Origin of the sequence: Streptomyces aureus (assembly GCF_000725495.1) — a bacterium.
GTDB classification, from domain to species: domain Bacteria; phylum Actinomycetota; class Actinomycetes; order Streptomycetales; family Streptomycetaceae; genus Streptomyces; species Streptomyces aureus_B.
In genome coordinates, this window is sequence record NZ_JNZD01000027.1 from 167,236 (window position 1) to 190,920 (window position 23,685).

Genomic DNA, 23,685 nt, shown 5'->3' on the forward strand with positions numbered 1-23,685 from the left:
GCCCCGGCCAGGGAAGTTCAGCCCCTCTGGCGTTTGAGGAGCGGGGGTCCGGGGGCGGCGCCCCCGGTTACGGGTCGGGTAGGGGCGGAGGGGGCGAAGAAAGCCTGTGTCCGGCCGCCCCGAGCACGGGCCGACCGGACAACCTGCCCCCGGGGGCTACGCCTCGGCGCCGGGTTCGGCGTCGGCCTGGGACTCGGCGTCGGCCTCGGACCCGGGCTCGGCGTCGGCCTCGGACTTGGCGGCCTCCGCCGCCACCTCCTCCGGCTCCGGGGCGGGCGCCTCCGGCAACTCCGCCGCAAGACTCGCCGCAGCCCGCACCAACAGCAACGCCAGCAGCGCGCCCGCACCCTCTCCCACGGTCACCCCATGGTCGAGCAGCGGTTCGAGAGCCATCCGGTCCAGCGCCTTGGCCTGCGCCGGCTCCCCGCTCCGCTGCCCCGCCAGCCACCAGTCCGGCGCCCGGAAGGCGACCCGCTGCCCGACCAGCGCGCACGCGGCCGACACGACCCCATCGAGGATCACCGGCATCTTCCGCACCGCGCTCTGCAGCAGGAAGCCGGTCATCGCCGCCAGATCGGCGCCGCCCACCGTCGCGAGCAGCTGCAACTGGTCCCCGAGCACGGGCCGGGCCCGCCGCAGGGCGTCCCGCACCGCGGCGCACTTGCGCATCCACGCCAGGTCGTCGATGGCCTGGCCGCCCCGCCCGGTCACGACGGACGCGTCGGTTCCGCACAGCGCCGCGACGAGGACGGCCGCCGCCGTGGTGCCGCCCACGCTGATGTCGCCGAGCACCACCAGATCCGTACCGGAGTCCGCCTCCTCGTCGGCGAGGGTCATGCCGGTCCGGAACGCGGCCTCCGCCTCCTCGAGCGTCATCGCGTCCTCGACGTCGATCCGCCCCGATCCCGCGCGGACCCGGTGCCGTACGACGTCCTCGGGCAGCCCCGCCGGATCGGCCTCCAGCGACAGGTCGACCACGCGCACCGGCACGCCGAGTCCCCGGGCCAGCACCGACGCGGGGCTCGCGCCCTCCAGGACCGCCCGCACCAGCCGGCCAGCCCCGCCCGCGGGACGTGCCGACACCCCGAGGGCGGCGATCCCGTGGTCGCCCGCGAACAGGACGGCACGGGGGTGCTCGATCGGCCGGACCGGCACCGCGGACTGCGCGGCCGCCAGCCATTCACCCAGGTCGTCGAGGCGGCCCAGCGAGCCGGGCGGCACGATCCGGCGCTCCCGGTGCGCCTCGGCGTCGCGGCGCACGCCTCCGTCGGGACGCTCGATCAGATCGGTGAAGTCGTCGAGATTAAGCGAGCTCATTCGCCGAACAGTACCGGCACGGATCGAACGCGTCCGCGCCACGTCGCTCCACTCCTGATCCCCTTCACCTACGTACCTTTTGTATCGGATTGTCGTACGGCTCGTCCCCGACAGGAGCGTCCATGCCCCCCACCCCGCCGCCGACCGCCGAACGCCGTGCCGCCTACGCGGCCGAACTCGCCCGGGGCACCGACCGGTTCCACGAACCGCGCCGCGACGACTGCCCCTGGTGCGGTTCGACACGCCTGCGCACCCGGCTGCGCACACCGGACCTGCGCCGGCGCAGACCGGGGACGTTCGTCGTCGACGAGTGCGGCGACTGCGCGCACGCCTTCCAGAACCCCCGGCTCACCCCCGAGGGGCTGGCCTTCCACCAGCGGGACCCGCGCGAGGGCGTCCCCGACGGACTCGCCGAACGGCTGCTCGCCGCCCGCGGCGGAGCCGGGCACCACCGCTCGGCGGCCCGCGCGATGCTGCCCTTCGGGGAACCGGAGAGCTGGCTGGACGTCGGCACCGGGCTCGGTTGCTTCCCCGCGGCGGCCAAGGAGGTCCACCCGTACACGTCCTTCGACGGTCTCGACCCGACCCGGCGCGTGGAGCGGGCGCGGGCGGCGGGCCGGGTGGAGGAGGCGCACGTCGGGCGGCTCACCGACGGGCCGGTCGCGACGCGGCTGCGGGCCCGCTACGACGTCGTCAGCATGTTCCACCACCTGGAGCACAGCCCCGAACCCCGCGAGGAGCTGCGGGCCGCGCTCGCGGTGCTGCGGCCGGGCGGGCACCTGCTGGTCGAAGTGCCCGACCCCGACTGCGCGTTCGGCGCGCTGCTCGGCAAGTGGTGGCCGGCGTACGGCCAGCCGCATCACCTGCACCTCGTGCCGCTGCCCAATCTGCTCGGCGAGCTGGAAGCCCTCGGCTGCGTGGTCGTCGCGACGGACCGGCGCGCCCCGCACGTCCCCCACGACCTCTCCGGGGCCCTCGCCCTGGCGCTCGGCCGCGCCCTCCCCGGCCCCGACGCCCCCTGGCGCCCGGCACCGCCGACTCCCCTCCAGCGCACCGCGCGCCGGGCCCTCGGCCGGGCGGCGGCCCCCCTGCTGGCCTCCACGGCCGGCGCGGAGCGCCTGCTGGCCCCGCTGCTCCGCCGCACCCGCTTCTCGAACGCCTACCGAGTGATCGCCCGCAAGGAACCCTGACTCCACCCTCCAACCACCCCGACCGTACGCGGCACCGCACCCCGCACCCGCGTGCGAGCCCGCACCGCGCACCCCGCACCCGCGTGCGGGCCGTGGCGGCGCGCAGCCTGCGGCTCATAGTCCGTGGCCGGCGCCGGCGGCCGGCATCCCGCGGCTCGAGGCGTGCCGCCCGGGGCCGCACCCCGTGGTCCGGCGTGACCGGCGGGGCGGCCCGGGCTCAGCCCCGCAAGGTCAGGGACTGGCCCGCCACCACCAGCAGGACGTGTTCGCACTCGGCGGCGAACGCCGCGTTCAGACGGCCGAGTTCGTCGCGGTAGCGGCGTCCGGAGGCGGTGGCGGGCACGATGCCCGAGCCCACCTCGTTGGAGACGGCGACGAGCGTGCGGCGGGTGGCGCGGACCGCGGCGACGAGTTCCTCCACCCGGGCGCGCAGGGCACGTTCGCCGCCCCCGGACCACTCGGCGTCGTCCCAGGCGTTCACCTCGTCCATGGCGTCCGTCAGCCACAGCGACAGACAGTCCACGAGCAGCGCCGGGCCCTCGTCGGCCAGCAGCGGGACCAGGTCGCAGGTCTCGACGGTCCGCCAGGAGCCGGGCCGCCGCTCACGGTGGGCACTGACCCGCCGCGCCCATTCCGTGTCCCCGCCGCGGGTCCCTCCCGTGGCGACGTACAGCACGTCCGGGAAGGCCTCCATCCGCCGTTCCGCCTCCACCGACTTGCCCGAGCGCGCCCCGCCGAGCACCAGCGTCCGGCGCGGCACGTCGGGAACCTCCTCGTAGACCCCCACGTCGAGCGTCGTCCCGTCCGGCACCGCCCGCGCGCCCGCCGCGGCGAGCCGCCTGCGCAGCTCCTGCCCCGGGTGCACGTCGTGGTCCAGGTGCACGGCGATCACGTCCGTCGTGGGGTCGACCGCACCGGCCGCGCGCAGCCGTGCCAGCGCGTCGGGCCGTCCGACCACGTCCAGGAGGACCATGTGGTACGCGCCGCCGTTCTCGTCGAGGCCCGCCGGCGCCGCGCCCGGCGGCAGGTACAGCAGCCGCTGCCCGGACGGACCGGTCACCGCGTACCCGGTGCCGGGGGCGTCCATCGGCACCGCCCGCACCCTGTGCCCCGTCAGCAGTGCCAACTCCCGTCCGTCGGGCACCCGGCCGGGCCCCGGCAGCCCGGCCGGCACCTCCACGGCGGGTCCGTCGTGCGGATGGGAGAGCAGCACCTGGCGCACGCCACCCAGCGAGTGCCCGGCGCGGGCCGCGGCGAACGCGGCGCCCGGGGTGAGGTCGAGCAGCAGGGTGCCGTCGACGAGCAGCGCGGTGGCCGCCCGCGCCTCCCCGCCGAGCGCGCTCGCGCAGGCGGCGCAGGGACAGTCGGGGCGGGGCAGGCCCGCGGGGGCACCGGTGCCGAGCAGAGTCAGTTCCACGACGCCGATTTTTCCGTGTCCCCGGACGTCTTGCGCGTCCGGCTAGGCTTCGGACGGGAGACGGATCTTGTCCGGCTTCCGCTGTGCAGTGTGCTCACACCTTGGAGGCGTACATGGCGGCATGGACGTGGCGGTTCGAGAAGTCCGACGGGACAGAGGTCCAACCCGCGGTGGAGCCCGAGGAGTTCACCACCCAGGGCGACGCCGAGTCCTGGATCGGCGAGGTGTGGAAGGACCTTCTCGCGGGCGGCGCGGACCAGGTGTTCCTCTTCGAGGACAGCACGCAGATCTACGGTCCGATGAGCCTGCACGCCGACGCGGAGTAGGCCGGCAGGGGTTGCCGGGGAACCGCCCCGGCAACCCGTCGCCGCCCGCACGGCCACTCGTGCGGGCGACATCGGTACCGGGCCGCCCGATGGCCGGGCCACCGGGACGGCGGGAGTGTTCAGCCCCGTACGCCGCACAGGTGCAGCAGGGCCGCCACCTGGCGGTAGGGGTCGGTCCGTCCGGCCCGCTCCTCCGCGGCCAGCAGCGTCTCCGCGTCCGCCGGCAGCGCAGCGCCGTCGGCCGCCGTGTCCGTGAAGACGCGCACTCCGTACCAGGCGTGCAGCGGGGCGCCGATCCCGGCGAGGGTGGCGGTCAGCGTGGCCAGCCGGTCGGCGCGCACGTCGAGGCCGAGCCGGTTGGTGTAGGCGGTCGTGTCGAACGAGGCCAGCGCCGTCGCCCAGTCACCGCCGATCCCGGGCCGCATGGCCAGCGCGTCGGCGTTGCGCACCAGCAGCGACAGCAGCCCGCCCGGGGCCAGCATCCGTGCCACCCCGGCCAGCAGGGCGTCCGGCTCCTCGACGTACATCAGCACGCCGTGGCACAGCACCACGTCGAAACTGCCCGGCAGGAAGTGCACACCGGTCTCGTGGCCGTCGCCCTCGACGAGGCGCACCCGGCCGCGGATGCCCTCGGGCTCGGCGGCCAGCGCCTCCCGGGCCACGGCCATCATCGTGGCGTCCCGCTCGAGCGCGGTCACCTGATGACCGGCGCGGGCGAGCCGCAGGGCCTGGGTGCCCTGGCCCGCCCCGACGTCGAGCACCCGCAGGCGCTGACCCACCGGATACCGCCCGGTTATCTGCTCGTCGAGCTGCCGGGCCACCAGTTCCTGACGTACGACATCCCGCAGCCCGCCCAGCCTGCTCAGCCAGGCATCCGCCGCGCCCCCGGAGAACGACGTGGTGCTCAGGGCCGCTCTCCGCGCTTGACCTGCGGCTTCGGCAGCCGGAGGCGACGCATCTGGAGGGTGCGCATCAGGGCGTAGCGGACCGCGCCCTTGGTGTTCTCGTCCGGGAAGCGCGTGGTGAGCTGCTTCCGCAGACGGATCGCGATGACGACCATGTCGACGACGATCATCACGATGATGACCAGCCAGAGCAGCAGCGCCACGTTCTTGAGGATCGCGGACGGCACCACGCTCAGCATGAGGATGATCACGGCGAGCGGCAGGAAGAGCTCGGCGACGCAGAACCGCGAGTCCACGTAGTCGCGCGCGAACCGGCGCACCTTGCCCTTGTCACGCGCGGGCAGATAACGCTCGTCCCCGCTGGCCAGCGCCTGGCGCTGGCGCTCCATCGCCGTCCGGCGGTCGTCGCGCTGGCGCTTGGCGGCCTCCTTGCGCGTCGTCGGCGTCTGGGCGACGCTGCGGCGCTGGGTCTGGGCCTCACTGCGCTTCGGCGTGGGGCGGCCCTTGGGGGCCTGGGGGTCACGGGTCACTTTGGAGTCGGTCACCGGCGCCTTGTCGGCGGGGGCCTTCTCTTCCTTCGCACGGCTTCGGAACACAAAACCCAAGGGTACGTGGTGGGCGGGCATGGACGTCGATCGAGTGGGGAACGATCCGGCAACACCGTGCGTCTGTGCTGGACAGAGGGGGAGTCGCTCAGGGGTGTACCCCGGGTGTCACCTACTCCTCACGCCGGAGCGGTGGCGGGCGCAGTCGTCCTTGGGGATGAGCGCATCCGTCCCCGAACAGTGCGGTAATGGATGTGGGGCCCGTACTGTGGGTCCTGTTGCAGTACCTGGAGCTGGAGTCCGTCAGAAGGGGGCGCGCGAAGCCCATGAGCGGTGTCATGAAGCGTATGGGGATGATCTTCCGCGCGAAGGCGAACAAGGCCCTTGACCGGGCCGAGGACCCGCGCGAGACCCTCGATTACTCCTACCAGAAGCAGCTGGAGCTGCTGCAGAAGGTCCGGCGTGGTGTCGCCGACGTGGCGACCAGCCGCAAGCGACTCGAACTGCAGCTGAACCAGCTCCAGAACCAGTCCTCCAAGCTGGAGGACCAGGGCCGCAAGGCCCTCGCGCTCGGCCGCGAGGACCTCGCCCGTGAGGCGCTGTCGCGCCGTGCCGCGCTCCAGCAGCAGGTCACGGACCTGGAGACGCAGCACCAGACCCTGCAGGGCGAGGAGGAGAAGCTGACCCTCGCCGCCCAGCGTCTGCAGGCCAAGGTCGACGCCTTCCGCACGAAGAAGGAGACGATCAAGGCCACGTACACGGCGGCCCAGGCGCAGACCCGGATCGGCGAGGCCTTCTCCGGCATCTCCGAGGAGATGGGCGACGTCGGGCTCGCCATCCAGCGTGCCGAGGACAAGACCGCGCAGCTCCAGGCGCGGGCCGGCGCGATCGACGAGCTGCTCGCCTCCGGCGCCCTCGACGACCAGTCCGGGCTGGCGAAGGACGACATCCAGAGCGAGCTGGACCGGATCTCCGGCGGCTCGGACGTGGAGCTGGAGCTGCAGCGCATGAAGGCCGAGCTGGCCGGCGGCTCCTCGTCGCAGAAGCAGGCGATCGAGGGCGGCACGGGCCAGGACCGGCCGTCGTCGCAGCCGCAGGACACTCCGCGCTTCGACAAGCAGTGACCGGGCGGGCCCAGGCCTGAGGAGGCGACATGATCGTACGGATCATGGGGGAGGGACAGGTGAGACTGGACGACGGCCGGCTCACCACCCTGAACAAGCTGGACGACGAACTGCTCGCCGAGATGGAGCGGGGGGACGAGCCGGGCTTCCGCCGCACTCTGGGCGCACTCCTGGACGCGGTGCGCGACGCCGGGACCCCGCTCCCCGACGACTCCCTGGAACCGTCGGAGCTCATCCTCCCGTCCGCGGACGCCACCCTGGACGAGGTCCGGGCGATGCTCAGCGACGAGGGCCTGATCCCCGGCTGATCCCGCTCCGCCCAGGGACTGATCCCGGGCCGAAGCTGTCCGCCCAGGGCCCGGTCCCGGGCTGAAGCCCGCCACTGAGGACCCCGCGCACCAGGCCCCGCACTCCGGAATGCCGGGACGGGACGAGGGCCGGGGTCCGGGCGTACCGCCCCCACCCCGTACGAAAAAGGGCGCGGCTCGGAGCAACCCCTTTCTTCCCGTGCGTGGGCGGGCCGAGGACACCGTTACCCCCGGCCACCTCCGGCCCCCGGGAGACCGCCCCGCGCGCAGTCGTCGCGTACCGCCCGGTCACAAGCCCGGCAGGGCCCCGTACCGTGGACCGGATGAGCACCCTGGAGCGCATGAGGGACTGGCTGCGGGACCACCGCCTCGCCCTGGACGCCGCCCTCGCCGCCGGCGTCCTCGTCGCCATGGTGGCCGGCTCCTTCGTCGAATCGCACGGCGCCGACGGGACCACCTGGAGCGCCCGCACCCCGGAGACGCTCAGCCTCGCCCTGATGGTCCTCGCCGCCGCGGCCCTGGTCTTCCGCCGCCGCGCCCCGATGACCGTCCTCGCGGCGACCGTCGGCCTCTCCCTGGTGGAACTGGCGACCGCCGACCCGCGCGCCCCGGTGGCCATGTCCGCCGTCGTCGCCCTCTACACCGTGGCCTCGGCCACCGACCGCCCCACGACCTGGCGCGTCGGCCTGCTGACCATGACCCTCCTCACCGCCGTCGCCATGCTCGCCGGACCGCTGCCCTGGTACACCCAGGAGAACCTCGGCATCTTCGCCTGGACCGGCATGGCCGCCGCGGCCGGTGACGCCGTCCGCAGCCGGCGCGCCTTCGTGAGCGCGATCAAGGAACGCGCGCTGCGGGCCGAGCGCACCCGCGAGGAGGAGGCCCGCCGCCGCGTCGCCGAGGAGCGGCTGCGGATCGCCCGCGATCTGCACGACGTCGTCGCCCACCACATCGCCCTCGTCAACGTGCAGGCCGGGGTCGCCGCCCATGTGATGGACAAGCGCCCCGACCAGGCCAAGGAGGCCCTCGCCCACGTACGGGAGGCCAGCCGGTCCGCGCTGAACGAGCTGCGCGCCACCGTCGGCCTGCTGCGCCAGTCCGGCGACCCCGAGGCACCGACCGAGCCCGCCCCGGGACTGGCCCGGCTGGACGAGCTCGCGGACACCTTCCGCAACGCGGGCCTTCCCGTCGAGGTGGCCCGCTCCGACGCCGGCACGGTGCTGCCCGCGGCCGCCGACCTCGCCGCGTACCGGGTGATCCAGGAGGCCCTGACCAATGTGCGCAAGCACGCCGGCGCGGGGGCGAAGGCCGAGGTCAGCGTCGTCCGGGTCGGGCCGGTGGTGGAGGTGACCGTCCTCGACAACGGCCCCCGGGACGGCGAAGGACCGGGACCGGACGGCGGCCCGGGGCAGGACGACGGAGCGGGACCCGGCCACCGTGGCGCGCAGGACGACGGGGCCGACGAGGGCGGCGGCGGCCACGGACTGCTCGGCATGCGCGAGCGCGTCACCGCGATCGGCGGGAGCTGCACGGCCGGTCCCCGCTACGGAGGCGGGTTCCGCGTCCATGCGATCCTTCCGGTCAAGAACCACACACCCGCCCTGGGGGACCCCGTATGACGATCCGCGTCGTGCTCGCCGACGACCAGGCCCTGCTGCGCAGCGCCTTTCGCGTGCTCGTCGACTCGGAGCCCGACATGGAGGTCGTGGGCGAGGCGTCCGACGGCGCCGAGGCGGTGGCGGTGACCCGGGACGAGCGGGCCGACGTCGTCCTGATGGACATCAGGATGCCCGGCACCGACGGCCTCGCCGCCACTCGGATGATCACCACCGACCCGGGCCTCGCCCACGTACGGGTCGTGATGCTGACGACCTTCGAGGTCGACGAGTACGTGGTGCAGTCGCTGCGCGCCGGCGCCTCCGGGTTCCTCGGCAAGGGCGCCGAGCCCGAGGAACTGCTGAACGCCATCCGGATCGCCGCCGGCGGCGAGGCCCTGCTGTCCCCGGCGGCGACCAAGGGCCTCATCGCCCGCTTCCTCGCCCGGGGCGACGACGACGAGGCCGGAGCCACCCGCTCCCCGCGGCTCGACGCGCTCACCGGGCGCGAGCGCGAGGTGCTCGTCCAGGTCGCGGCCGGACTCTCCAACGACGAGATCGCCGAGCGCCTCGAAGTGAGTCCGCTCACGGTGAAGACGCACGTCAACCGGGCCATGGCCAAACTCGGCGCCCGTGACCGGGCCCAGCTGGTGGTCATCGCCTACGAGTCGGGACTGGTCCGCCCGAGGGTGGACTGAGCGCCGGCTGTGCGTACTGCGCCTGGAGTAGGTTCCGGGTAAGGAAATGGACCCAGGGGCTACGGATCGTCGCCCGTCCATGGTCCAGGGTGTGGCGTGGGGGAATCCCCCGTCCCCCGCGTTCCGCTCGAACCACGGAAGAGAGACCCACCACCCATGTCCTGGCTGTCCAGATTCAGCCTCGCGCAGCGGGCCCTCATAGGGCTGATGTCGATCATCGCGCTCGTCTTCGGGGCGATAGCGATCCCCCAGCTCAAGCAGCAGCTGCTGCCCACGATCGAACTGCCCGTGGTGTCGGTGCTCGCGCCGTACCAGGGCGCCTCTCCCGATGTGGTCGAGAAGCAGGTCGTCGAGCCCGTCGAGAACAGCCTCCAGGCCGTCGACGGCATCACCGGTGTCACCTCCACCGCCAGCGAGGGCAACGCCGTGATCATGGCGTCCTTCGACTACGGCAACGACACCAAGCAGCTCGTCGCCGACGTCCAGCAGGCCGTCAACCGCGCCCGCGCCCAGCTGCCCGACTCGGTCGACCCGCAGGTCATCGCTGGTTCCACCGACGACATGCCGACCGTCGTCCTCGCCGTCACCTCCGGCCAGGACCAGCAGGCGCTCGCCGACCGGCTCGACCGCACCGTCGTCCCCGCCCTCGAGGGCATCGACGGCGTCGGCCGGGTCGACGTCGCCGGTGTGCGGGACCTCCAGGTCGCCGTCACCCCCGACGACAAGAAGCTCGCCAAGGCCGGCCTCACCACGGCCGCCCTCGGCCAGGCGCTCCAGGCGGGCGGCGCGACCGTCCCCGCCGGTTCCTTCGACGAGGACGGCAGCAACCGCACCGTACGGGTCGGCGGCGGCTTCACCTCGCTGCGCCAGATCCAGGACCTGATGGTCACCGGAGCGCCCGGCAAGAAGCCGGTGCGCCTCGCGAGCGTCGCCACCGTCGCGCAGACGCAGGCCGCGGCCGACTCCATCACGCGCACCGACGGCCGCCCGAGCCTCGCCGTGACCGTCACCATGGCCCACGACGGCAGCGCCGTCGCCATCTCCGACGCGGTCAAGGACAAGCTGCCCGGCCTGCGCGCCGACCTGGGCAAGGGGGCGGCGATCACCGTCGTCAGCGACCAGGGCCCGGCGGTCTCCAAGTCCATCCACGGACTGACCACCGAGGGCGCCCTCGGTCTGCTCTTCGCGGTCCTGGTCATCCTGCTCTTCCTCGCCTCGGTCCGCTCGACGCTGGTCACCGCGGTCTCCATCCCGCTGTCCGTGGTGCTGGCACTGATCGTGCTGTGGACCCGCGACCTGTCGCTCAACATGCTGACGCTGGGCGCGCTCACCATCGCGATCGGCCGGGTCGTCGACGACTCGATCGTCGTCCTGGAGAACATCAAGCGGCACCTCGGATACGGCGAGGAGCGCCAGGAGGCGATCCTCACCGCGGTCCGCGAGGTGGCCGGTGCGGTCACCTCCTCGACGCTCACCACCGTCGCCGTCTTCCTGCCGATCGGGCTCACCGGCGGCATGGTCGGCGAGCTCTTCGGCTCCTTCAGCCTGACGGTCACGGCGGCGCTCCTCGCGTCCCTGCTCGTCTCGCTGACGGTCGTCCCCGTCCTCTCGTTCTGGTTCCTGCGCGCCCCCAAGGGCACCCCGGCCGACGCCGAGGAGGCCCGCCGCAAGGCCGAGGAGAAGGAGGAGCGCAGCCGTCTGCAGCGCTTCTACGTCCCCGTCCTGCGCTTCGCGACCCGTCGCCGGCTCACCAGCCTGCTGATCGCGGCCGTGGTCCTCGTCGGCACGTTCGGCATGGCGCCCCTGCTGAAGACGAACTTCTTCGACCAGGGCGAGCAGGAAGTCCTCACCGTCAAGCAGGCGTTGAAGCCGGGCACCAGCCTGGCCGCGACCGACGCGCAGGCGAAGAAGGTCGAGAAGCTCCTCGCCGGCGTCAAGGGCGTCAAGGACTACCAGGTCACCATCGGCTCCTCCGGCTTCATGGCGGCCTTCGGCGGCGGCACCGACACCAACCAGGCGTCGTACCAGGTCATGCTGGAGGACTCCGCGTCCGCCAAGGACGTCAAGAAGCGCATCGAGAAGGGGCTCGGCGAGCTCTCCGGTCTCGGCACCACCACGGTCGCGGCCGGCGACGCCTTCGGCAGCCAGGACCTCAAGGTCGTGGTGAAGGCGGCGGACGCGGACGTGCTGCGCAAGGCGGCCGACCAGGTCCGGAGCGAGGTCGCGAAGCTCGACGACGTCACCGACGTCAGCAGCGACCTCTCCCAGAGCGTGCCCCGCATCTCGGTGCGCGCCAACTCCAAGGCGGCGGCGGCCGGTTTCAACGACGCGACCCTCGGCGCGGCCGTCACCCAGGCCGTCCGCGGCACGACCACCGGCAAGGCGGTCCTGGACGACGCCGAGCGTGACGTGGTCATCAAGTCCGCGAAGCCCGTCGGCACGATCGCGGAGCTGCGCGCGCTGCGCCTCGGCGCGGTGAAGCTGGGTGACATCGCGGACGTGGAGCTGGTCGACGGACCGGTCTCGATGACCCGCATCGACGGCCAGCGGGCCGCCACGATCACCGCCAAGCCGGCCGGCGACAACACCGGCGCGGTCAGCGCGGACCTCACGGCCAAGCTCGACAAGCTGAAGCTGCCCGCCGGCGCCACGGCGTCGATCGGCGGTGTCTCCTCCGACCAGGACGACGCGTTCAAGAACCTGGGCCTGGCGATGCTCGCGGCGATCGCGATCGTCTTCATGCTGCTGGTGGCGACGTTCCGTTCGCTGGTCCAGCCGCTGATCCTGCTGGTGTCGATCCCGTTCGCGGCGACCGGCGCCATCGGCCTGCTCGTCGTCACCGGCACCCCGATGGGCGTCCCGGCGATGATCGGCATGCTGATGCTCATCGGCATCGTCGTGACGAACGCGATCGTGCTGATCGACCTCGTCAACCAGTACCGGGCGCAGGGCCACGGCGTGGTCGAGGCCGTGATCGAGGGCGGCCGGCACCGGCTCCGCCCGATCCTGATGACGGCGCTGGCGACGATCTTCGCGCTGCTGCCGATGGCGCTCGGCGTCACCGGCGAGGGCGGCTTCATCGCGCAGCCGCTCGCGGTCGTCGTGATCGGCGGTCTCATCTCCTCGACGCTGCTGACGCTGCTGCTCGTCCCGACGCTCTACGCGATGCTGGAACTGCGCAAGGAGCGCCGCGCGAAGAAGAAGGCGGCGAAGCGGGCGGCGAAGGACGGGGCCGGCTCCGCCGGTTCCGGCGAGAGCCCCGTGGGCGACGCGGACAAGTCCCCGGAGCCGGCCGGAGTCTGATCCGGTTCCAGGAAGCGGCCCCCGCCCCGGCGTTCACGCGCCGGGGCGGGGGCCGCCGCTTTCCGTCCGGGCCGGCCGACGTACGACGAAGAGGCGCCCCCCGGTCACGAGGGGCGCCTCTTCGATGTCGCGCTTCGACGGCGTCGCGGTTACGGCAGTGCCAGCATCCGCTCCAGCGCCAGCTTCGCGAACTTCTCCGTCTCCTTGTCGACCTCGATGCGGTTGACGAGGGTGCCCTCGGCGAGGGACTCCAGGGTCCACACCAGGTGGGGCAGGTCGATGCGGTTCATCGTCGAGCAGAAGCAGACCGTCTTGTCGAGGAAGACGATCTCCTTGCCCTCGGGCGCGAACCGGTTCGCCAGCCGCCGCACGAGGTTCAGCTCCGTGCCGATGGCCCACTTGGAGCCGGCCGGGGCGGCCTCCAGGGCCTTGATGATGTACTCCGTGGAACCGACGTAGTCCGCCGCCGCGACGACCTCGTGCTTGCACTCGGGGTGCACCAGGACGTTGACGCCCGGGATGCGCTCGCGCACGTCGTTCACCGAGTCCACGCTGAAGCGGCCGTGCACCGAGCAGTGGCCGCGCCACAGGATCATCTTCGCGCCGCGCAGCTCCTCGGCGGTCAGCCCGCCGTTCGGCTTGTGCGGGTTGTAGACCACGCAGTCGTCCAGGGACATGCCCATGTCGCGGACGGCGGTGTTGCGGCCGAGGTGCTGGTCGGGCAGGAACAGCACCTGCGAGCCCTGCTCGAAGGCCCACTCCAGGGCGCGCTGGGCGTTGGAGGAGGTGCAGATCGTGCCGCCGTGCCTGCCCGTGAACGCCTTGATGTCCGCGGACGAGTTCATGTACGAGACGGGCACGACCTGCTCGGCGATGCCGGCCTCGGTCAGGACGTCCCAGCACTCGGCGACCTGCTCGGCGGTGGCCATGTCGGCCATCGAGCAGCCCGCGGCGAGGTCCGGCAGGACGACCTTCTGGGCGTCGCCGGTGAGGATGTCGGCGGACTCGGCCATGAAGTGCACACCGCAGAAGACGATGTACTCGGCCTCCGGGCGGGCCGCCGCGTCACGGGCCAGCTTGAACGAGTCACCCGTGACGTCAGCGAACTGGATGACCTCGTCGCGCTGGTAGTGGTGGCCGAGCACGAAGACCTTGTCGCCGAGCTTCTCCTTGGCCGCCCGCGCGCGCTCGACCAGGTCCGGGTCGGACGGCGAGGGCAGGTCGCCGGGGCACTCGACGCCCCGCTCGCTCTTCGGGTCGGCCTGGCGGCCGAGCAGCAGCAGGGCGAGGGGCGTCGGCTGTACGTCGAGCTCCTGGGTCTGGGCGGTGGTCACGACACGCACCCTTTCTGTTCTGCGGGTCGCCGGGCTCTCAGGGGAGCGGTCCGGCGGTACGATGCCTTTTCGTCTCTTTGACGCTATCTATCATAACCGCTTCACGTCACGTTGACGATGGCCATAGCGTCCATGTGACGTGAATCCCGGTCGCCTCTCCGGCGGGTGACACCGAGGTGGACGTGGGGTTGTCCACAGGGCGGTGTTCGCGCACGGGCGTGTGTGCGAGCATGAAGAGAGAAGGCAGTAAGACATGAGCTCGGCCCGGAATGAATCCGCGGCCCCGCCGGTTGCAACCTGCGGCAAGCAGTCTCCGTACAACCCGGGAGAGAAGCAGATGTCCGTATCGGACGAGACCACCACCGTGAACGACGGCATCATCCTGTCCGACGCCGCCGCCGCCAAGGTCAAGGCCCTGCTCGACCAGGAAGGCCGCGAGGACCTGGCGCTGCGCGTCGCCGTTCAGCCCGGCGGCTGCTCCGGCCTGCGGTACCAGCTCTTCTTCGACGAGCGCTCGCTCGACGGCGACGTCGTCAAGGACTTCGACGGTGTGAAGGTCGTCACCGACCGCATGAGCGCCCCGTACCTGGGCGGCGCCTCGATCGACTTCGTCGACACCATCGAGAAGCAGGGCTTCACGATCGACAACCCGAACGCGACGGGCTCCTGCGCCTGCGGCGACTCCTTCAGCTAAACGGGACGCGTCCGGGTCCGGCCGATGCCCGGCCCGGGGGCAGCCCGCGCGTGCCCGGCACCGGACACGCACGCACACGCCGGTACGGACGAAGGCGGCGTCCCCCTCACCAGGGGGACGCCGCTTTCGCGTGTCCGGGGCCGGTACCTTCCGGGGCCGGCCTCGTCGGGGGCCGGCCGGTCCGCGCTAGCGGGGCTCCGCCGGTGTCGCGGCGGAGGTCTCGGGGATACCGAAGCGCCCGTGGTGGATCGCCTTGCCGTCGCTGCCCACGACCTCACGGCCGTCGAGCGGCGCGTCCAGCCGCACGGTCCGCTCGTAGATCTTGGCGATCATGATGCAGACCTTGTTCTTCCAGGGCTTCTCCGTGACGGTGACGGTCACCTTGTCGGAGGTCTCGTGCGCCGAGACGGTGTAGTCGGCGCACACACCGCCGGTGAAGTCGACCTTCAGCTCCCTGCCGTCGGCCGTGTAGCCCTGGACGGCGACGCCGTGCCGGGCGGCCGGCGAGGACGGCTGTCCGGACGGCACCGGCAGCGTCGGCTCCGCGCTCGGCGGCGCCGGTGACTGCGGGGAGGCCAGGAACGCCGGGTCGACCGCCGTGTGCGTCACGGTGTACGTGTCCTGCGCGCCCGGCGACCGCACCTCGAACAGCCAGGACGGCACCAGCGCCTGGCGCCCGTTGGCGCGCTGCGCCGCCAGCCCGAAGGTGGCCTTCTCGACCGTCGTCGCCTGCGGCTTCGCCGGGGAGGGGTGCTCGCACGGCATCTCGTCCCGGTCCTTCAGCGGTACAGGGCTGGCGCAGCCGCCGATGCCCATGCGCCGGCCGTCCGTCGCCGGAGCCGAACCGTTCATCAGGTCCAGCGTCTTGCGCGCACTGACGACCGGGTACGCGTCGCCCTCCACCGGTGCCTTCAACTGGCCGCTGCCGCCGACGACATGACCGGACGAGCCGATCCGCAGGCCCGTCGTCCACCCGTACGTGGGCAGTCCGCCCAGCACCGGATCGGCGTTCACCACCCGCACCTGGCCCATCAGCTGACCGGTGTCCAGCTTCGCGCCGTCCTGGCCGAGCGCCTTCAGCACGGGCGCGGCCGCCTTCCTCGCCGTCGCCTCGCTCACCGGGTCCGACGCGGAACCGGCGGCGGAGCCGGGGTCGCCCGGCGAGCACGTCGTGACCTTGACGCAGTTGTCGCCGCCCGGCAGGGCGGAGGCGAAGGTCCAGGTCCCCGGCGCGTCGGCGGTGACCCGCAGGTTCGGCTCGTTCCCGTCCTTGACGGCGCCGACCGTCCAGGCGTCCCCGGTGAGCCGGGGCGCGCCGGCCAGCCCGAGGGCCTTCGCGAGCCGGGCCACCTCGGCGCGGGTCACCTTGCCCTCGGCCCAGCGCACATGCGCCGAACCCGGTCCCGCGGGCAGCGCCCCGCTCGCGCGGTAGGTCGAGCCGTAGGGGTCGGGCTCGCCCGGGGCGATGCCGGCGTTGCCGCCCGTCGCCCCGGTGGCCGTGGTGTAGCCGTCGAGGGCCAGCGGCGGGGGAGTGGCGTCGGAGCCGGCCGTACCGGACCGGCCGCCGCCGGACGCCGTCGCGGTGAGGTACGCGCCGCCGCCTCCGACGAGCAGCACGGCGGCGACGACCGAGGCGACGGCCGCCGGCGTGCGCCGCCGGCGCCCCTCATGGGCCCCGGCACCCTCGACGGGCACGACGACCTCGTCCGCCACGGACCCTGCGGGGGAGGAACGGTCGGGCTCCTCGTCCCGGGACCCCTCGGCGCGTCCCGGGGGCACGTCCCCGGGGGTGTCCTCGCCCCGGTCCTGTCCGGACGGGGCGCTGGAGCCCGCAGCCACCGTGTCCTTCCCGGGGTCCTCCCCGGCGGTGTCCTGGGCCGTGTTCTCGGCGGGGCTCGCGGGGCTGTCCTCGGCCGTGTTCTCGTCAGTGCCCTCGGGGCCGCCCTCTTCCGTGTCCGCGGCAGGGCTCGTGGGGCCGCCCGCAGCAGCGTTCGCGGGGTCGGCCTGCGCAGCGCTCGCGGGGCTGTCCTCGGCAGCGCCGGCAGGGGCGCCGTCCTCGGCATCCGGCGTGACGGGCTGCCCGGCGGAATCCGTGACGGCCCCCTCGGGGGAACCCGTGACGGCCTTCCCGGCGGGGCGCTCGTCCCGGTCCTTGCCGGAGTCCTCACCGGGGGCTGCGGTCACCGCGCTACCGGCGGTGGTCTCCCCGGGGGAACCCGTGACGGCGTCCTCGGCGGTGCCGTCGGCGGGACCCCGGGCGTGACCCGCGGCGGGATCGGTCGCGTCGTTGTCGGGTCGCTCGGTGCTCACCGCATCGCTCCTTCGGCTCCACTGCTGTCCCATGACCCGGCCCTGTCGACGACGGGCACTCCTGGGTCGTAGCGCGCATCCCCGGTACGGGGGACAGCGATGGGACGCGGCGGGGGAGCGCACGGTTCCCTGCGGGCGCACTCCTTTTCACCCGTTCGGCGCCGCCGGGGCTCTCACCCGTACGGCGGCACCGCCCGGAGACCGCCGGTCAGTCGCCGTATTCGGACATCGCGTCGAGGAGTCGCGCCGAGGCGGGAGGCACGGTCACCCCGTGGATGAGGGAGGGGGACACATGGAGGGGAACGGCCGGGGCGGGGGCCGCCCAGTGACCGGCCATCCGGGCGCAGTCGCCGCGCAGCGACGCCAGATCGCCTTCCAGGTCGCTGACCGGGCCGAGCGGAGCGGTGTCGTGGACCTTGAGGTTCGTCATACCGGAACCGTATGCACCGTTGCCGTCACGAAGAAAGATCTACTATCGGGTAGTTTTGGCCCTTCAGGGGTCGCGTGCGGACCCGGTAGCGTTAACTGTCAATCCCCTCCCCTCGCAGGAGCGTGTCCTAGCCGTGCGTATCGCAGTCACCGGCTCCATCGCCACCGACCACCTCATGACCTTCCCCGGCCGATTCGCCGACCAATTGGTCGCCGATCAGCTGCACACGGTCTCCCTCTCCTTCCTGGTCGACAACCTCGATGTCCGCCGGGGAGGGGTCGGCGCGAACATCGCGTTCGGTATGGGCCAGCTCGGTACCCGTCCGATCCTGGTCGGAGCGGCCGGCTCGGACTTCGACGAGTACCGCGCCTGGCTGGACCGGCACGGTGTCGACACCGCCTCCGTGCGTATCTCCGAGGTGCTGCACACCGCGCGCTTCGTGTGCACCACGGACGCCGACCACAACCAGATCGGCTCCTTCTATACCGGCGCGATGAGCGAGGCCCGCCTCATCGAGCTCAAGGCCGTCGCGGACCGGGTCGGCGGTCTCGACCTGGTCCTGATCGGAGCGGACGACCCCGAGGGGATGCTCCGCCACACCGAGGAGTGCCGTTCGCGCGGCATCCCGTTCGCCGCCGACTTCTCGCAGCAGATCGCGCGCATGAACGGCGACGAGATCCGCGTCCTGCTGGACGGCGCGACGTACCTCTTCTCGAACGAGTACGAGAAGGGGCTCATCGAGTCCAAGACGGGCTGGAGCGACGAGGAGATCCTGGCCAAGGTCGGCCACCGGGTCACCACCCTCGGCTCGCGCGGTGTCCGCATCGAGCGCGTCGGCCACGACCCGATCGAGGTCGGCTGCGCCGAGGAGCAGCTCAAGGCGGACCCGACGGGCGTCGGTGACGCGTTCCGCGCCGGCTTCCTCTCCGGTCTGGCCTGGGGCGTCGGCCTGGAGCGCGCCGCCCAGGTCGGCTGCATGCTCGCCACCCTGGTGATCGAGACGGTCGGCACCCAGGAGTACCAGCTGAGCCGCGCCCACTTCATGGACCGCTTCACCAAGGCGTACGGCGACGACGCCGCCACCGAGGTCCGGGCGCACCTCGCCTAGACCCGGTACGGCCGGTACACCGGACCGCAGCAGGGCCCGCCCCCGTACGACGGGGGCGGGCCCTGCTCGTCCCGGCGGGCGTGCGTCCCGCCTCGGCCCGGGCGGGCCGGCCGTCCCCGCCGAGGCAGGGCCCGGTCTCCGCACCCGGCCCAGGTGCGCCGGCCGTCCCGGCCGAGGCGGGACCCGGCCTCCGCGCCCGGCGCTACGACAGCCGGCGGACGACGTAGGCCGAGCCGTGCTCCGCCTCCTCCTCGCCCATGTACTCCTGGCCCCGCATCTCGCACCAGGCGGGGATGTCGAGGCGGGCCGCCTCGTCGTCGGACAGGACCCGGACCGTGCCGCCGAGGGGCACGTCCCCGATGACCTTGGCCAGTTCGATGACCGGGATCGGGCACCGCCGGCCCAGGGCGTCGACCACCAGCGTGTCGACGGACGCGGGCACCTTCGTCACCGCGGTCGGCGCCCCCAGCTTCTCGCGCACCCCGGAGACCACGCCGGGCAGGACCGACAGGAAGCGGTCGACGTCCTCCGCCGCGGTGCCCGGCGGCAGCGACACCCGCACGTTGCCCTCGCTCAGGACGCCCATGGCCTTCAGGACATGGCTCGGGGTCAGGGTGCTGCTCGTGCACGACGAGCCGGAGGAGACCGAGAAGCCCGCCCGGTCCAGTTCGTGCAGCAGGGTCTCCCCGTCGACATAGAGACAGGAGAAGGTGACGATCCCCGGGAGCCGGCGGTCCGCGTCGCCGACCACCTCGACGTCCGGCACCAGCGCGGGCACCCGCGCGCGGATCCGCTCCGTCAGCCCGCGCAGCCGGGCCGCCTCGGCCGCCGCCTCCGCGTGGACGGCCCGCAGCGAGGCCGCCGCGGCGACGATCGCCGGGATGTTCTCGAACCCGGCCGCCCGCCCCGACTCCCGCTCGTCCGCGGGCCCTTGGGGCGCGAACCGGACACCCTTGCGTACGACGAGCAGTCCGACACCCGAGGGTCCGCCCCATTTGTGGGCACTCGCCGTCAGCAGGGACCAGTCGCCCTCGACCCGCCCCCAGCCCAGCGACTGGGCGGCGTCCACCAGCAGCGGCACTCCCGCCTCCCGGCACACCCGTGCCACCTCGGCCACCGGCTGCTCCGTGCCCACCTCGTGGTTGGCGGACTGGAGGCAGGCCAGCGCGGTGCCGGGACCGAGGGCGTCGGCCCAGGACGAAGCGGACACCCGGCCGGTGCGGTCCACCTGAACACGGGTCACGGATCCACCCGACGCCTCGTGGAGGTCTGCCGAATGGAGCACCGAAGAGTGTTCGACGGCTGACACGATCAGGTGGTCTCCGACGCGCCGCCGGCCCGCCAGGGCGCCCCCGACACCGGCGTGCACCGCCCGGGTTCCGGAGGGGGTGAAGGCCAGTTCGTCGGGACGGCAGCCCACCGCCTCGGCGGCCGCCTCGCGCGCCGCGTCGAGGAGCAGCCGGGCCCTCCTTCCCTCACGGTAGAGACGGGCGGGATCGGCCCACCCCTCGTCGAACGAGGCCTGCAGGGCCTGCCGGGCGACGGGATGCAGCGGTGCCGCGGACGCGGCGTCGAAGTAGGACACGCCCCCAACGCTAGTCCCGCGACCCGTGCGGCCGGTCCGCCGCGGGGGTCCCCAAGAGGGCGTCAGAAGCCATCCGGACCGGGGCATTCCAGGTGCTCCCGAAGGGTCTCACCGGCCGAACGGCACTCCTTCGGGGAGTCGGGCGGCGCGTTGGGCACCCTCCCCGCGCGACCCCAAATAGCGTCCAGTAGGGTTTGGTCCGCATAAACATCCAAACCCCTGCCCGACGCAGGGCGGCGACCGACCAGCGAGAAGGCCGCAGCCAACAGCGCGGGCGAGACTCTCGGGAAGGCGCTACGTGAGTCCCAACGGCTCCGACCGCTCGCCGCGGCGCCCGATGCGGCGGAAGCTGCTGCAGGCAATGACTGCGGGCCTGGTCCTGGCGACAGCCACTGGTTGCTCGTACAACTGGGAAGACTTCCCCCGCCTTGGTATGCCCACCCCGGTCACGGAGCAGGCTCCGCGGATCCTCTCCCTCTGGCAGGGCTCGTGGGCGGCCGCGCTCGCAACGGGCGTGCTGGTCTGGGGCCTGATCCTGTGGAGCGTCATCTTCCACCGGCGCAGCCGGACCAAGGTCGAAGTCCCTCCGCAGACCCGGTACAACATGCCCATCGAGGCGCTGTACACGGTGGTCCCGCTCATCATCGTCTCCGTGCTGTTCTACTTCACGGCACGCGACGAGACGAAGCTCCTCAGCCTCAGCCCGAAGCCCGACGTCACGGTCAACGTGGTCGGCTTCCAGTGGAGCTGGGGCTTCAACTACATCGAGGACGTCCCCGGTTCCGCCGGGAACGCCAAGACCGACCCGAACCTGGCCGCCATTCCGGACCGGTTCAAGAAGGACTTCCCGGCGAACGCCGGCGGTGTCTACGACGTCGGCACGCCCGCCACGAAGAACCCGCAGACGGGCAACCCCGGTCCGACCCTCTGGCTCCCCAAGGGCAAGACGGTCCGCTTCGTCCTCACTTCGCGTGACGTCATCCACTCCTTCTGGGTGGTGCCGTTCCTCATGAAGCAGGACGTCATCCCGGGGCACACGAACTCCTTCCAGGTGACCCCCAACCGTGAGGGCACCTTCCTGGGCAAGTGCGCCGAGCTGTGCGGCGTCGACCACTCCCGGATGCTCTTCAACGTGAAGGTCGTCTCCCCCGAGCGCTACGAGGCCCACCTCAAGGAGCTCGCGGCCAAGGGACAGACCGGTTACGTCCCGGCCGGCATTGAGCAGACGGGCCACGAGAAGAACCGGGAGACGAACAACCTGTGAGCATCCTCAACGAACCCCAGGGTGCCGCCGAAGACTCGTACGAGAACGAGCTGCCGGTGCGGCGCAAGCAGCCCGGCAGTGTCGTGATCAAGTGGCTCACCACCACTGACCACAAGACGATCGGTACGTTGTACCTCGTCACCTCGTTCGCGTTCTTCCTGATCGGCGGCGTCATGGCGCTGCTGATGCGCGCCGAACTCGCCCGTCCCGGACTGCAGATCCTCTCGAACGAGCAGTTCAACCAGGCGTTCACGATGCACGGCACGATCATGCTGCTGATGTTCGCGACGCCGCTGTTCGCCGGTTTCACGAACTGGATCATGCCGCTGCAGATCGGCGCGCCCGACGTGGCGTTCCCGCGGCTGAACATGTTCGCCTACTGGCTGTACCTCTTCGGCTCGACGATCGCGGTCGGTGGCTTCCTCACCCCCCAGGGTGCGGCCGACTTCGGCTGGTTCGCCTACAGCCCGCTGTCGGACGCGGTCCGCTCGCCGGGCATCGGCGCCGACATGTGGATCATGGGTCTGGCCTTCTCCGGCTTCGGCACCATCCTCGGCGCGGTCAACTTCATCACCACGATCATCTGCATGCGCGCTCCGGGCATGACGATGTTCCGTATGCCGATCTTCGTGTGGAACGTGCTGCTCACCGCGGTTCTGGTGCTGCTGGCCTTCCCCGTCCTCGCGGCGGCGCTGTTCGCCCTGGAGGCGGACCGTAAATTCGGTGCGCACGTATTCGACGCGGCAAACGGCGGAGCCCTGCTCTGGCAACACCTCTTCTGGTTCTTCGGCCATCCAGAGGTGTACATCATCGCGCTGCCGTTCTTCGGCATCATCTCCGAGGTCATCCCGGTCTTCTCGCGCAAGCCGATGTTCGGCTACATGGGTCTGATCGGCGCGACCATCGCGATCGCGGGTCTGTCCGTGACTGTGTGGGCGCACCACATGTACGTGACCGGTGGCGTACTCCTGCCGTTCTTCTCCTTCATGACGTTCCTCATCGCCGTACCGACCGGCGTGAAGTTCTTCAACTGGATCGGAACGATGTGGAAGGGCTCGCTGTCCTTCGAGACACCGATGCTCTGGGCCGTCGGCTTCCTCATCACGTTCACCTTCGGCGGTCTGACCGGCGTCATCCTGGCCTCGCCGCCGATGGACTTCCACGTCTCCGACTCCTACTTCGTGGTGGCGCACTTCCACTACGTGGTGTTCGGCACCGTGGTGTTCGCGATGTTCTCCGGCTTCCACTTCTGGTGGCCGAAGATGACGGGCAAGATGCTCGACGAGCGTCTCGGCAAGATCACCTTCTGGACGCTGTTCGTGGGCTTCCACGGCACGTTCCTGGTGCAGCACTGGCTCGGTGCCGAGGGCATGCCGCGTCGTTACGCGGACTACCTCGCGGCCGACGGCTTCACCGCGCTGAACACGATCTCGACGATCAGCTCGTTCCTGCTCGGCCTGTCGATCCTGCCGTTCCTCTACAACGTCTGGAAGACGGCCAAGTACGGCAAGAAGGTCGAGGTCGACGACCCGTGGGGCTACGGCCGTTCGCTCGAATGGGCGACGTCCTGCCCGCCGCCGCGGCACAACTTCCTCACCCTGCCGCGGATCCGCAGTGAATCCCCGGCGTTCGACCTGCACCACCCCGAGATCGCCGCTCTCGACCAGCTCGAGAACGCCGGTCACGGCTCGTCGGCCCTTCCTGGTGGAAAGGAGGCCGGCAAGTGAAGGTCCAAGGCAAGATGTTCATCTGGCTGGCGCTGTTCATCCTCATCATGGGTGTCGTCTACGGCGTCTGGTCCAAGGAGCCGGCCGGCACCACGGCCCTCTTCATGGGCTTCGGACTGAGCATGATGATCGGCTACTACCTGGCCTTCACGGCCCGGCGGGTCGACGCCATGGCGCAGGACAACAAGGAGGCCGACGTCGCGGACGAGGCCGGCGAGGTGGGCTTCTTCAGCCCGCACAGCTGGCAGCCGCTCGCGCTCGGCGCCGGTGGCGCGCTCGCCTTCATGGGCGTCGTCTTCGGCTGGTGGCTGCTGTACTTCTCGGCACCGCTGATCATGCTGGGCCTGTGGGGCTGGGTCTTCGAGTACTACCACGGTGAGAACCGCACCCAGTAGCACGCGCTGAACACCCGGGAGCCCGGACACTCCGTCAGGAGAGTCCGGGCTCCCTCGTTTGCCACGCCCGCCGTCCCTCGCACGGCTCACCCGGCGCGCCGTGCTTGACG

The 23,685-nt window shown here is 72.0% G+C and carries 20 protein-coding genes; 12 read left to right on the forward strand and 8 right to left on the reverse strand.

The features are described from left to right. Positions 1-156: 156 nt before the first annotated feature. Positions 157-1,317 carry a nicotinate-nucleotide--dimethylbenzimidazole phosphoribosyltransferase gene (gene cobT / locus IO36_RS28795; RefSeq protein ID WP_051901024.1) on the reverse strand — a complete coding sequence of 387 codons (1,161 nt, stop codon included), beginning with the start codon at positions 1,315-1,317 and terminating at the stop codon, positions 157-159. A gap of 122 nt (positions 1,318-1,439) precedes the next feature. On the opposite strand from cobT, the gene IO36_RS28800 reads away from it, so the two are divergent. Next, the gene (locus IO36_RS28800) at positions 1,440-2,507 is read left to right on the forward strand and encodes a class I SAM-dependent methyltransferase (RefSeq protein ID WP_037623986.1); all 1,068 of its coding nucleotides are present in this window, start codon (positions 1,440-1,442) and stop codon (positions 2,505-2,507) included. Positions 2,508-2,724: 217 nt separating this feature from the next. Here IO36_RS28800 and IO36_RS28805 read toward each other — a convergent pair whose 3' ends face one another. Next, the gene (locus IO36_RS28805; protein ID WP_037623987.1) at positions 2,725-3,924 is read right to left on the reverse strand and encodes a bifunctional adenosylcobinamide kinase/adenosylcobinamide-phosphate guanylyltransferase; all 1,200 of its coding nucleotides are present in this window, start codon (positions 3,922-3,924) and stop codon (positions 2,725-2,727) included. 113 nt (positions 3,925-4,037) lie between these two features. Between IO36_RS28805 and IO36_RS28810 the strand changes: the two genes are divergently transcribed. Continuing rightward, positions 4,038-4,250, forward strand: a complete 213-nt coding sequence (locus tag IO36_RS28810) for a hypothetical protein (protein ID WP_037623988.1) — start codon at positions 4,038-4,040, stop codon at positions 4,248-4,250. A gap of 119 nt (positions 4,251-4,369) precedes the next feature. On the opposite strand, the gene IO36_RS28815 is transcribed toward IO36_RS28810, so the two are convergent. Beyond that, a complete protein-coding gene (locus IO36_RS28815) occupies positions 4,370-5,071 on the reverse strand; it encodes a class I SAM-dependent methyltransferase (protein WP_037623989.1) in 702 nt (233 codons plus the stop codon). Positions 5,072-5,154: 83 nt separating this feature from the next. After that, positions 5,155-5,781: a DUF3043 domain-containing protein gene (locus IO36_RS28820; protein WP_078943494.1), complete on the reverse strand. Its 627-nt coding sequence runs from the start codon at positions 5,779-5,781 to the stop codon at positions 5,155-5,157. Between the two features lie 245 nt (positions 5,782-6,026). Here IO36_RS28820 and IO36_RS28825 point away from each other — a divergent pair, with 245 nt between their 5' ends. From IO36_RS28825 to IO36_RS28845, 5 genes are all read left to right on the forward strand, one after another. Further along, positions 6,027-6,824, forward strand: a complete 798-nt coding sequence (locus IO36_RS28825; protein WP_037624051.1) for a PspA/IM30 family protein — start codon at positions 6,027-6,029, stop codon at positions 6,822-6,824. A gap of 29 nt (positions 6,825-6,853) precedes the next feature. Continuing rightward, on the forward strand, positions 6,854-7,132 hold the full coding sequence (gene pspAA / locus IO36_RS28830; RefSeq protein ID WP_037623991.1) for a PspA-associated protein PspAA: 279 nt from the start codon (positions 6,854-6,856) through the stop codon (positions 7,130-7,132). A 323-nt stretch (positions 7,133-7,455) separates the two neighbouring features. Further along, a complete protein-coding gene (locus IO36_RS28835; RefSeq protein WP_037623992.1) occupies positions 7,456-8,751 on the forward strand; it encodes a sensor histidine kinase in 1,296 nt (431 codons plus the stop codon). After that, positions 8,748-9,425: a response regulator gene (locus tag IO36_RS28840; protein ID WP_037623993.1), complete on the forward strand. Its 678-nt coding sequence runs from the start codon at positions 8,748-8,750 to the stop codon at positions 9,423-9,425. Before IO36_RS28835 ends, IO36_RS28840 begins: the two co-directional genes overlap by 4 nt. Before the next feature lie 156 nt (positions 9,426-9,581). Next, a complete protein-coding gene (locus IO36_RS28845) occupies positions 9,582-12,728 on the forward strand; it encodes an efflux RND transporter permease subunit (protein ID WP_037623994.1) in 3,147 nt (1,048 codons plus the stop codon). Positions 12,729-12,877: 149 nt separating this feature from the next. On the opposite strand, the gene nadA is transcribed toward IO36_RS28845, so the two are convergent. Continuing rightward, positions 12,878-14,062 (reverse strand): quinolinate synthase NadA, encoded by a 1,185-nt coding sequence (gene nadA, locus IO36_RS28850; RefSeq protein WP_037624053.1) that lies wholly within the window; start codon positions 14,060-14,062, stop codon positions 12,878-12,880. A 337-nt stretch (positions 14,063-14,399) separates the two neighbouring features. Here nadA and erpA point away from each other — a divergent pair, with 337 nt between their 5' ends. Then, positions 14,400-14,756 carry an iron-sulfur cluster insertion protein ErpA gene (erpA, locus tag IO36_RS28855; RefSeq protein WP_037623995.1) on the forward strand — a complete coding sequence of 119 codons (357 nt, stop codon included), beginning with the start codon at positions 14,400-14,402 and terminating at the stop codon, positions 14,754-14,756. 186 nt (positions 14,757-14,942) lie between these two features. Here erpA and IO36_RS28860 read toward each other — a convergent pair whose 3' ends face one another. Together IO36_RS28860 and IO36_RS28865 are read right to left on the reverse strand one after the other, a co-directional pair. Further along, complete coding sequence (locus IO36_RS28860) at positions 14,943-17,066, reverse strand: hypothetical protein (RefSeq protein WP_051901025.1); 2,124 nt, start codon at positions 17,064-17,066, stop codon at positions 14,943-14,945. Between the two features lie 208 nt (positions 17,067-17,274). Further along, positions 17,275-17,496: a hypothetical protein gene (locus IO36_RS28865; protein WP_037623996.1), complete on the reverse strand. Its 222-nt coding sequence runs from the start codon at positions 17,494-17,496 to the stop codon at positions 17,275-17,277. A 133-nt stretch (positions 17,497-17,629) separates the two neighbouring features. Between IO36_RS28865 and IO36_RS28870 the strand changes: the two genes are divergently transcribed. Next, positions 17,630-18,604: a carbohydrate kinase family protein gene (locus IO36_RS28870; protein WP_037623997.1), complete on the forward strand. Its 975-nt coding sequence runs from the start codon at positions 17,630-17,632 to the stop codon at positions 18,602-18,604. A gap of 202 nt (positions 18,605-18,806) precedes the next feature. Here the strand turns inward: IO36_RS28870 and IO36_RS28875 are convergent, their stop codons facing one another. Next, a complete protein-coding gene (locus IO36_RS28875; RefSeq protein WP_037623999.1) occupies positions 18,807-20,189 on the reverse strand; it encodes a cysteine desulfurase/sulfurtransferase TusA family protein in 1,383 nt (460 codons plus the stop codon). Positions 20,190-20,487: 298 nt separating this feature from the next. Between IO36_RS28875 and coxB the strand changes: the two genes are divergently transcribed. From coxB to IO36_RS28890, 3 genes are read left to right on the forward strand one after another with little or no spacing between them, the layout of a single operon-like run. Beyond that, complete coding sequence (coxB, locus tag IO36_RS28880; RefSeq protein ID WP_037624000.1) at positions 20,488-21,453, forward strand: aa3-type cytochrome oxidase subunit II; 966 nt, start codon at positions 20,488-20,490, stop codon at positions 21,451-21,453. Beyond that, positions 21,450-23,180, forward strand: coding sequence for an aa3-type cytochrome oxidase subunit I (gene ctaD, locus IO36_RS28885; protein ID WP_037624001.1), 1,731 nt, complete (start codon positions 21,450-21,452; stop codon positions 23,178-23,180). Before coxB ends, ctaD begins: the two co-directional genes overlap by 4 nt. After that, positions 23,177-23,575: a cytochrome c oxidase subunit 4 gene (locus tag IO36_RS28890; protein WP_037624002.1), complete on the forward strand. Its 399-nt coding sequence runs from the start codon at positions 23,177-23,179 to the stop codon at positions 23,573-23,575. The genes ctaD and IO36_RS28890 overlap by 4 nt, the downstream gene beginning before the upstream one ends. Positions 23,576-23,685: the final 110 nt, after the last annotated feature.

What these genes read in the sequence shown, in the direction of transcription:
- cobT (WP_051901024.1), bottom strand. Translation starts at nt 1,317, where the DNA reads ATGAGCTCGCTTAATCTCGACGACTTCACCGATCTGATCGAGCGTCCC.
- IO36_RS28800 (WP_037623986.1), top strand. Translation starts at nt 1,440, where the DNA reads ATGCCCCCCACCCCGCCGCCGACCGCCGAACGCCGTGCCGCCTACGCG.
- IO36_RS28810 (WP_037623988.1), top strand. Translation starts at nt 4,038, where the DNA reads ATGGCGGCATGGACGTGGCGGTTCGAGAAGTCCGACGGGACAGAGGTC.
- IO36_RS28820 (WP_078943494.1), bottom strand. Translation starts at nt 5,781, where the DNA reads ATGCCCGCCCACCACGTACCCTTGGGTTTTGTGTTCCGAAGCCGTGCG.
- IO36_RS28825 (WP_037624051.1), top strand. Translation starts at nt 6,027, where the DNA reads ATGAGCGGTGTCATGAAGCGTATGGGGATGATCTTCCGCGCGAAGGCG.
- pspAA (WP_037623991.1), top strand. Translation starts at nt 6,854, where the DNA reads ATGATCGTACGGATCATGGGGGAGGGACAGGTGAGACTGGACGACGGC.
- IO36_RS28835 (WP_037623992.1), top strand. Translation starts at nt 7,456, where the DNA reads ATGAGCACCCTGGAGCGCATGAGGGACTGGCTGCGGGACCACCGCCTC.
- IO36_RS28840 (WP_037623993.1), top strand. Translation starts at nt 8,748, where the DNA reads ATGACGATCCGCGTCGTGCTCGCCGACGACCAGGCCCTGCTGCGCAGC.
- IO36_RS28845 (WP_037623994.1), top strand. Translation starts at nt 9,582, where the DNA reads ATGTCCTGGCTGTCCAGATTCAGCCTCGCGCAGCGGGCCCTCATAGGG.
- erpA (WP_037623995.1), top strand. Translation starts at nt 14,400, where the DNA reads ATGTCCGTATCGGACGAGACCACCACCGTGAACGACGGCATCATCCTG.
- IO36_RS28865 (WP_037623996.1), bottom strand. Translation starts at nt 17,496, where the DNA reads ATGACGAACCTCAAGGTCCACGACACCGCTCCGCTCGGCCCGGTCAGC.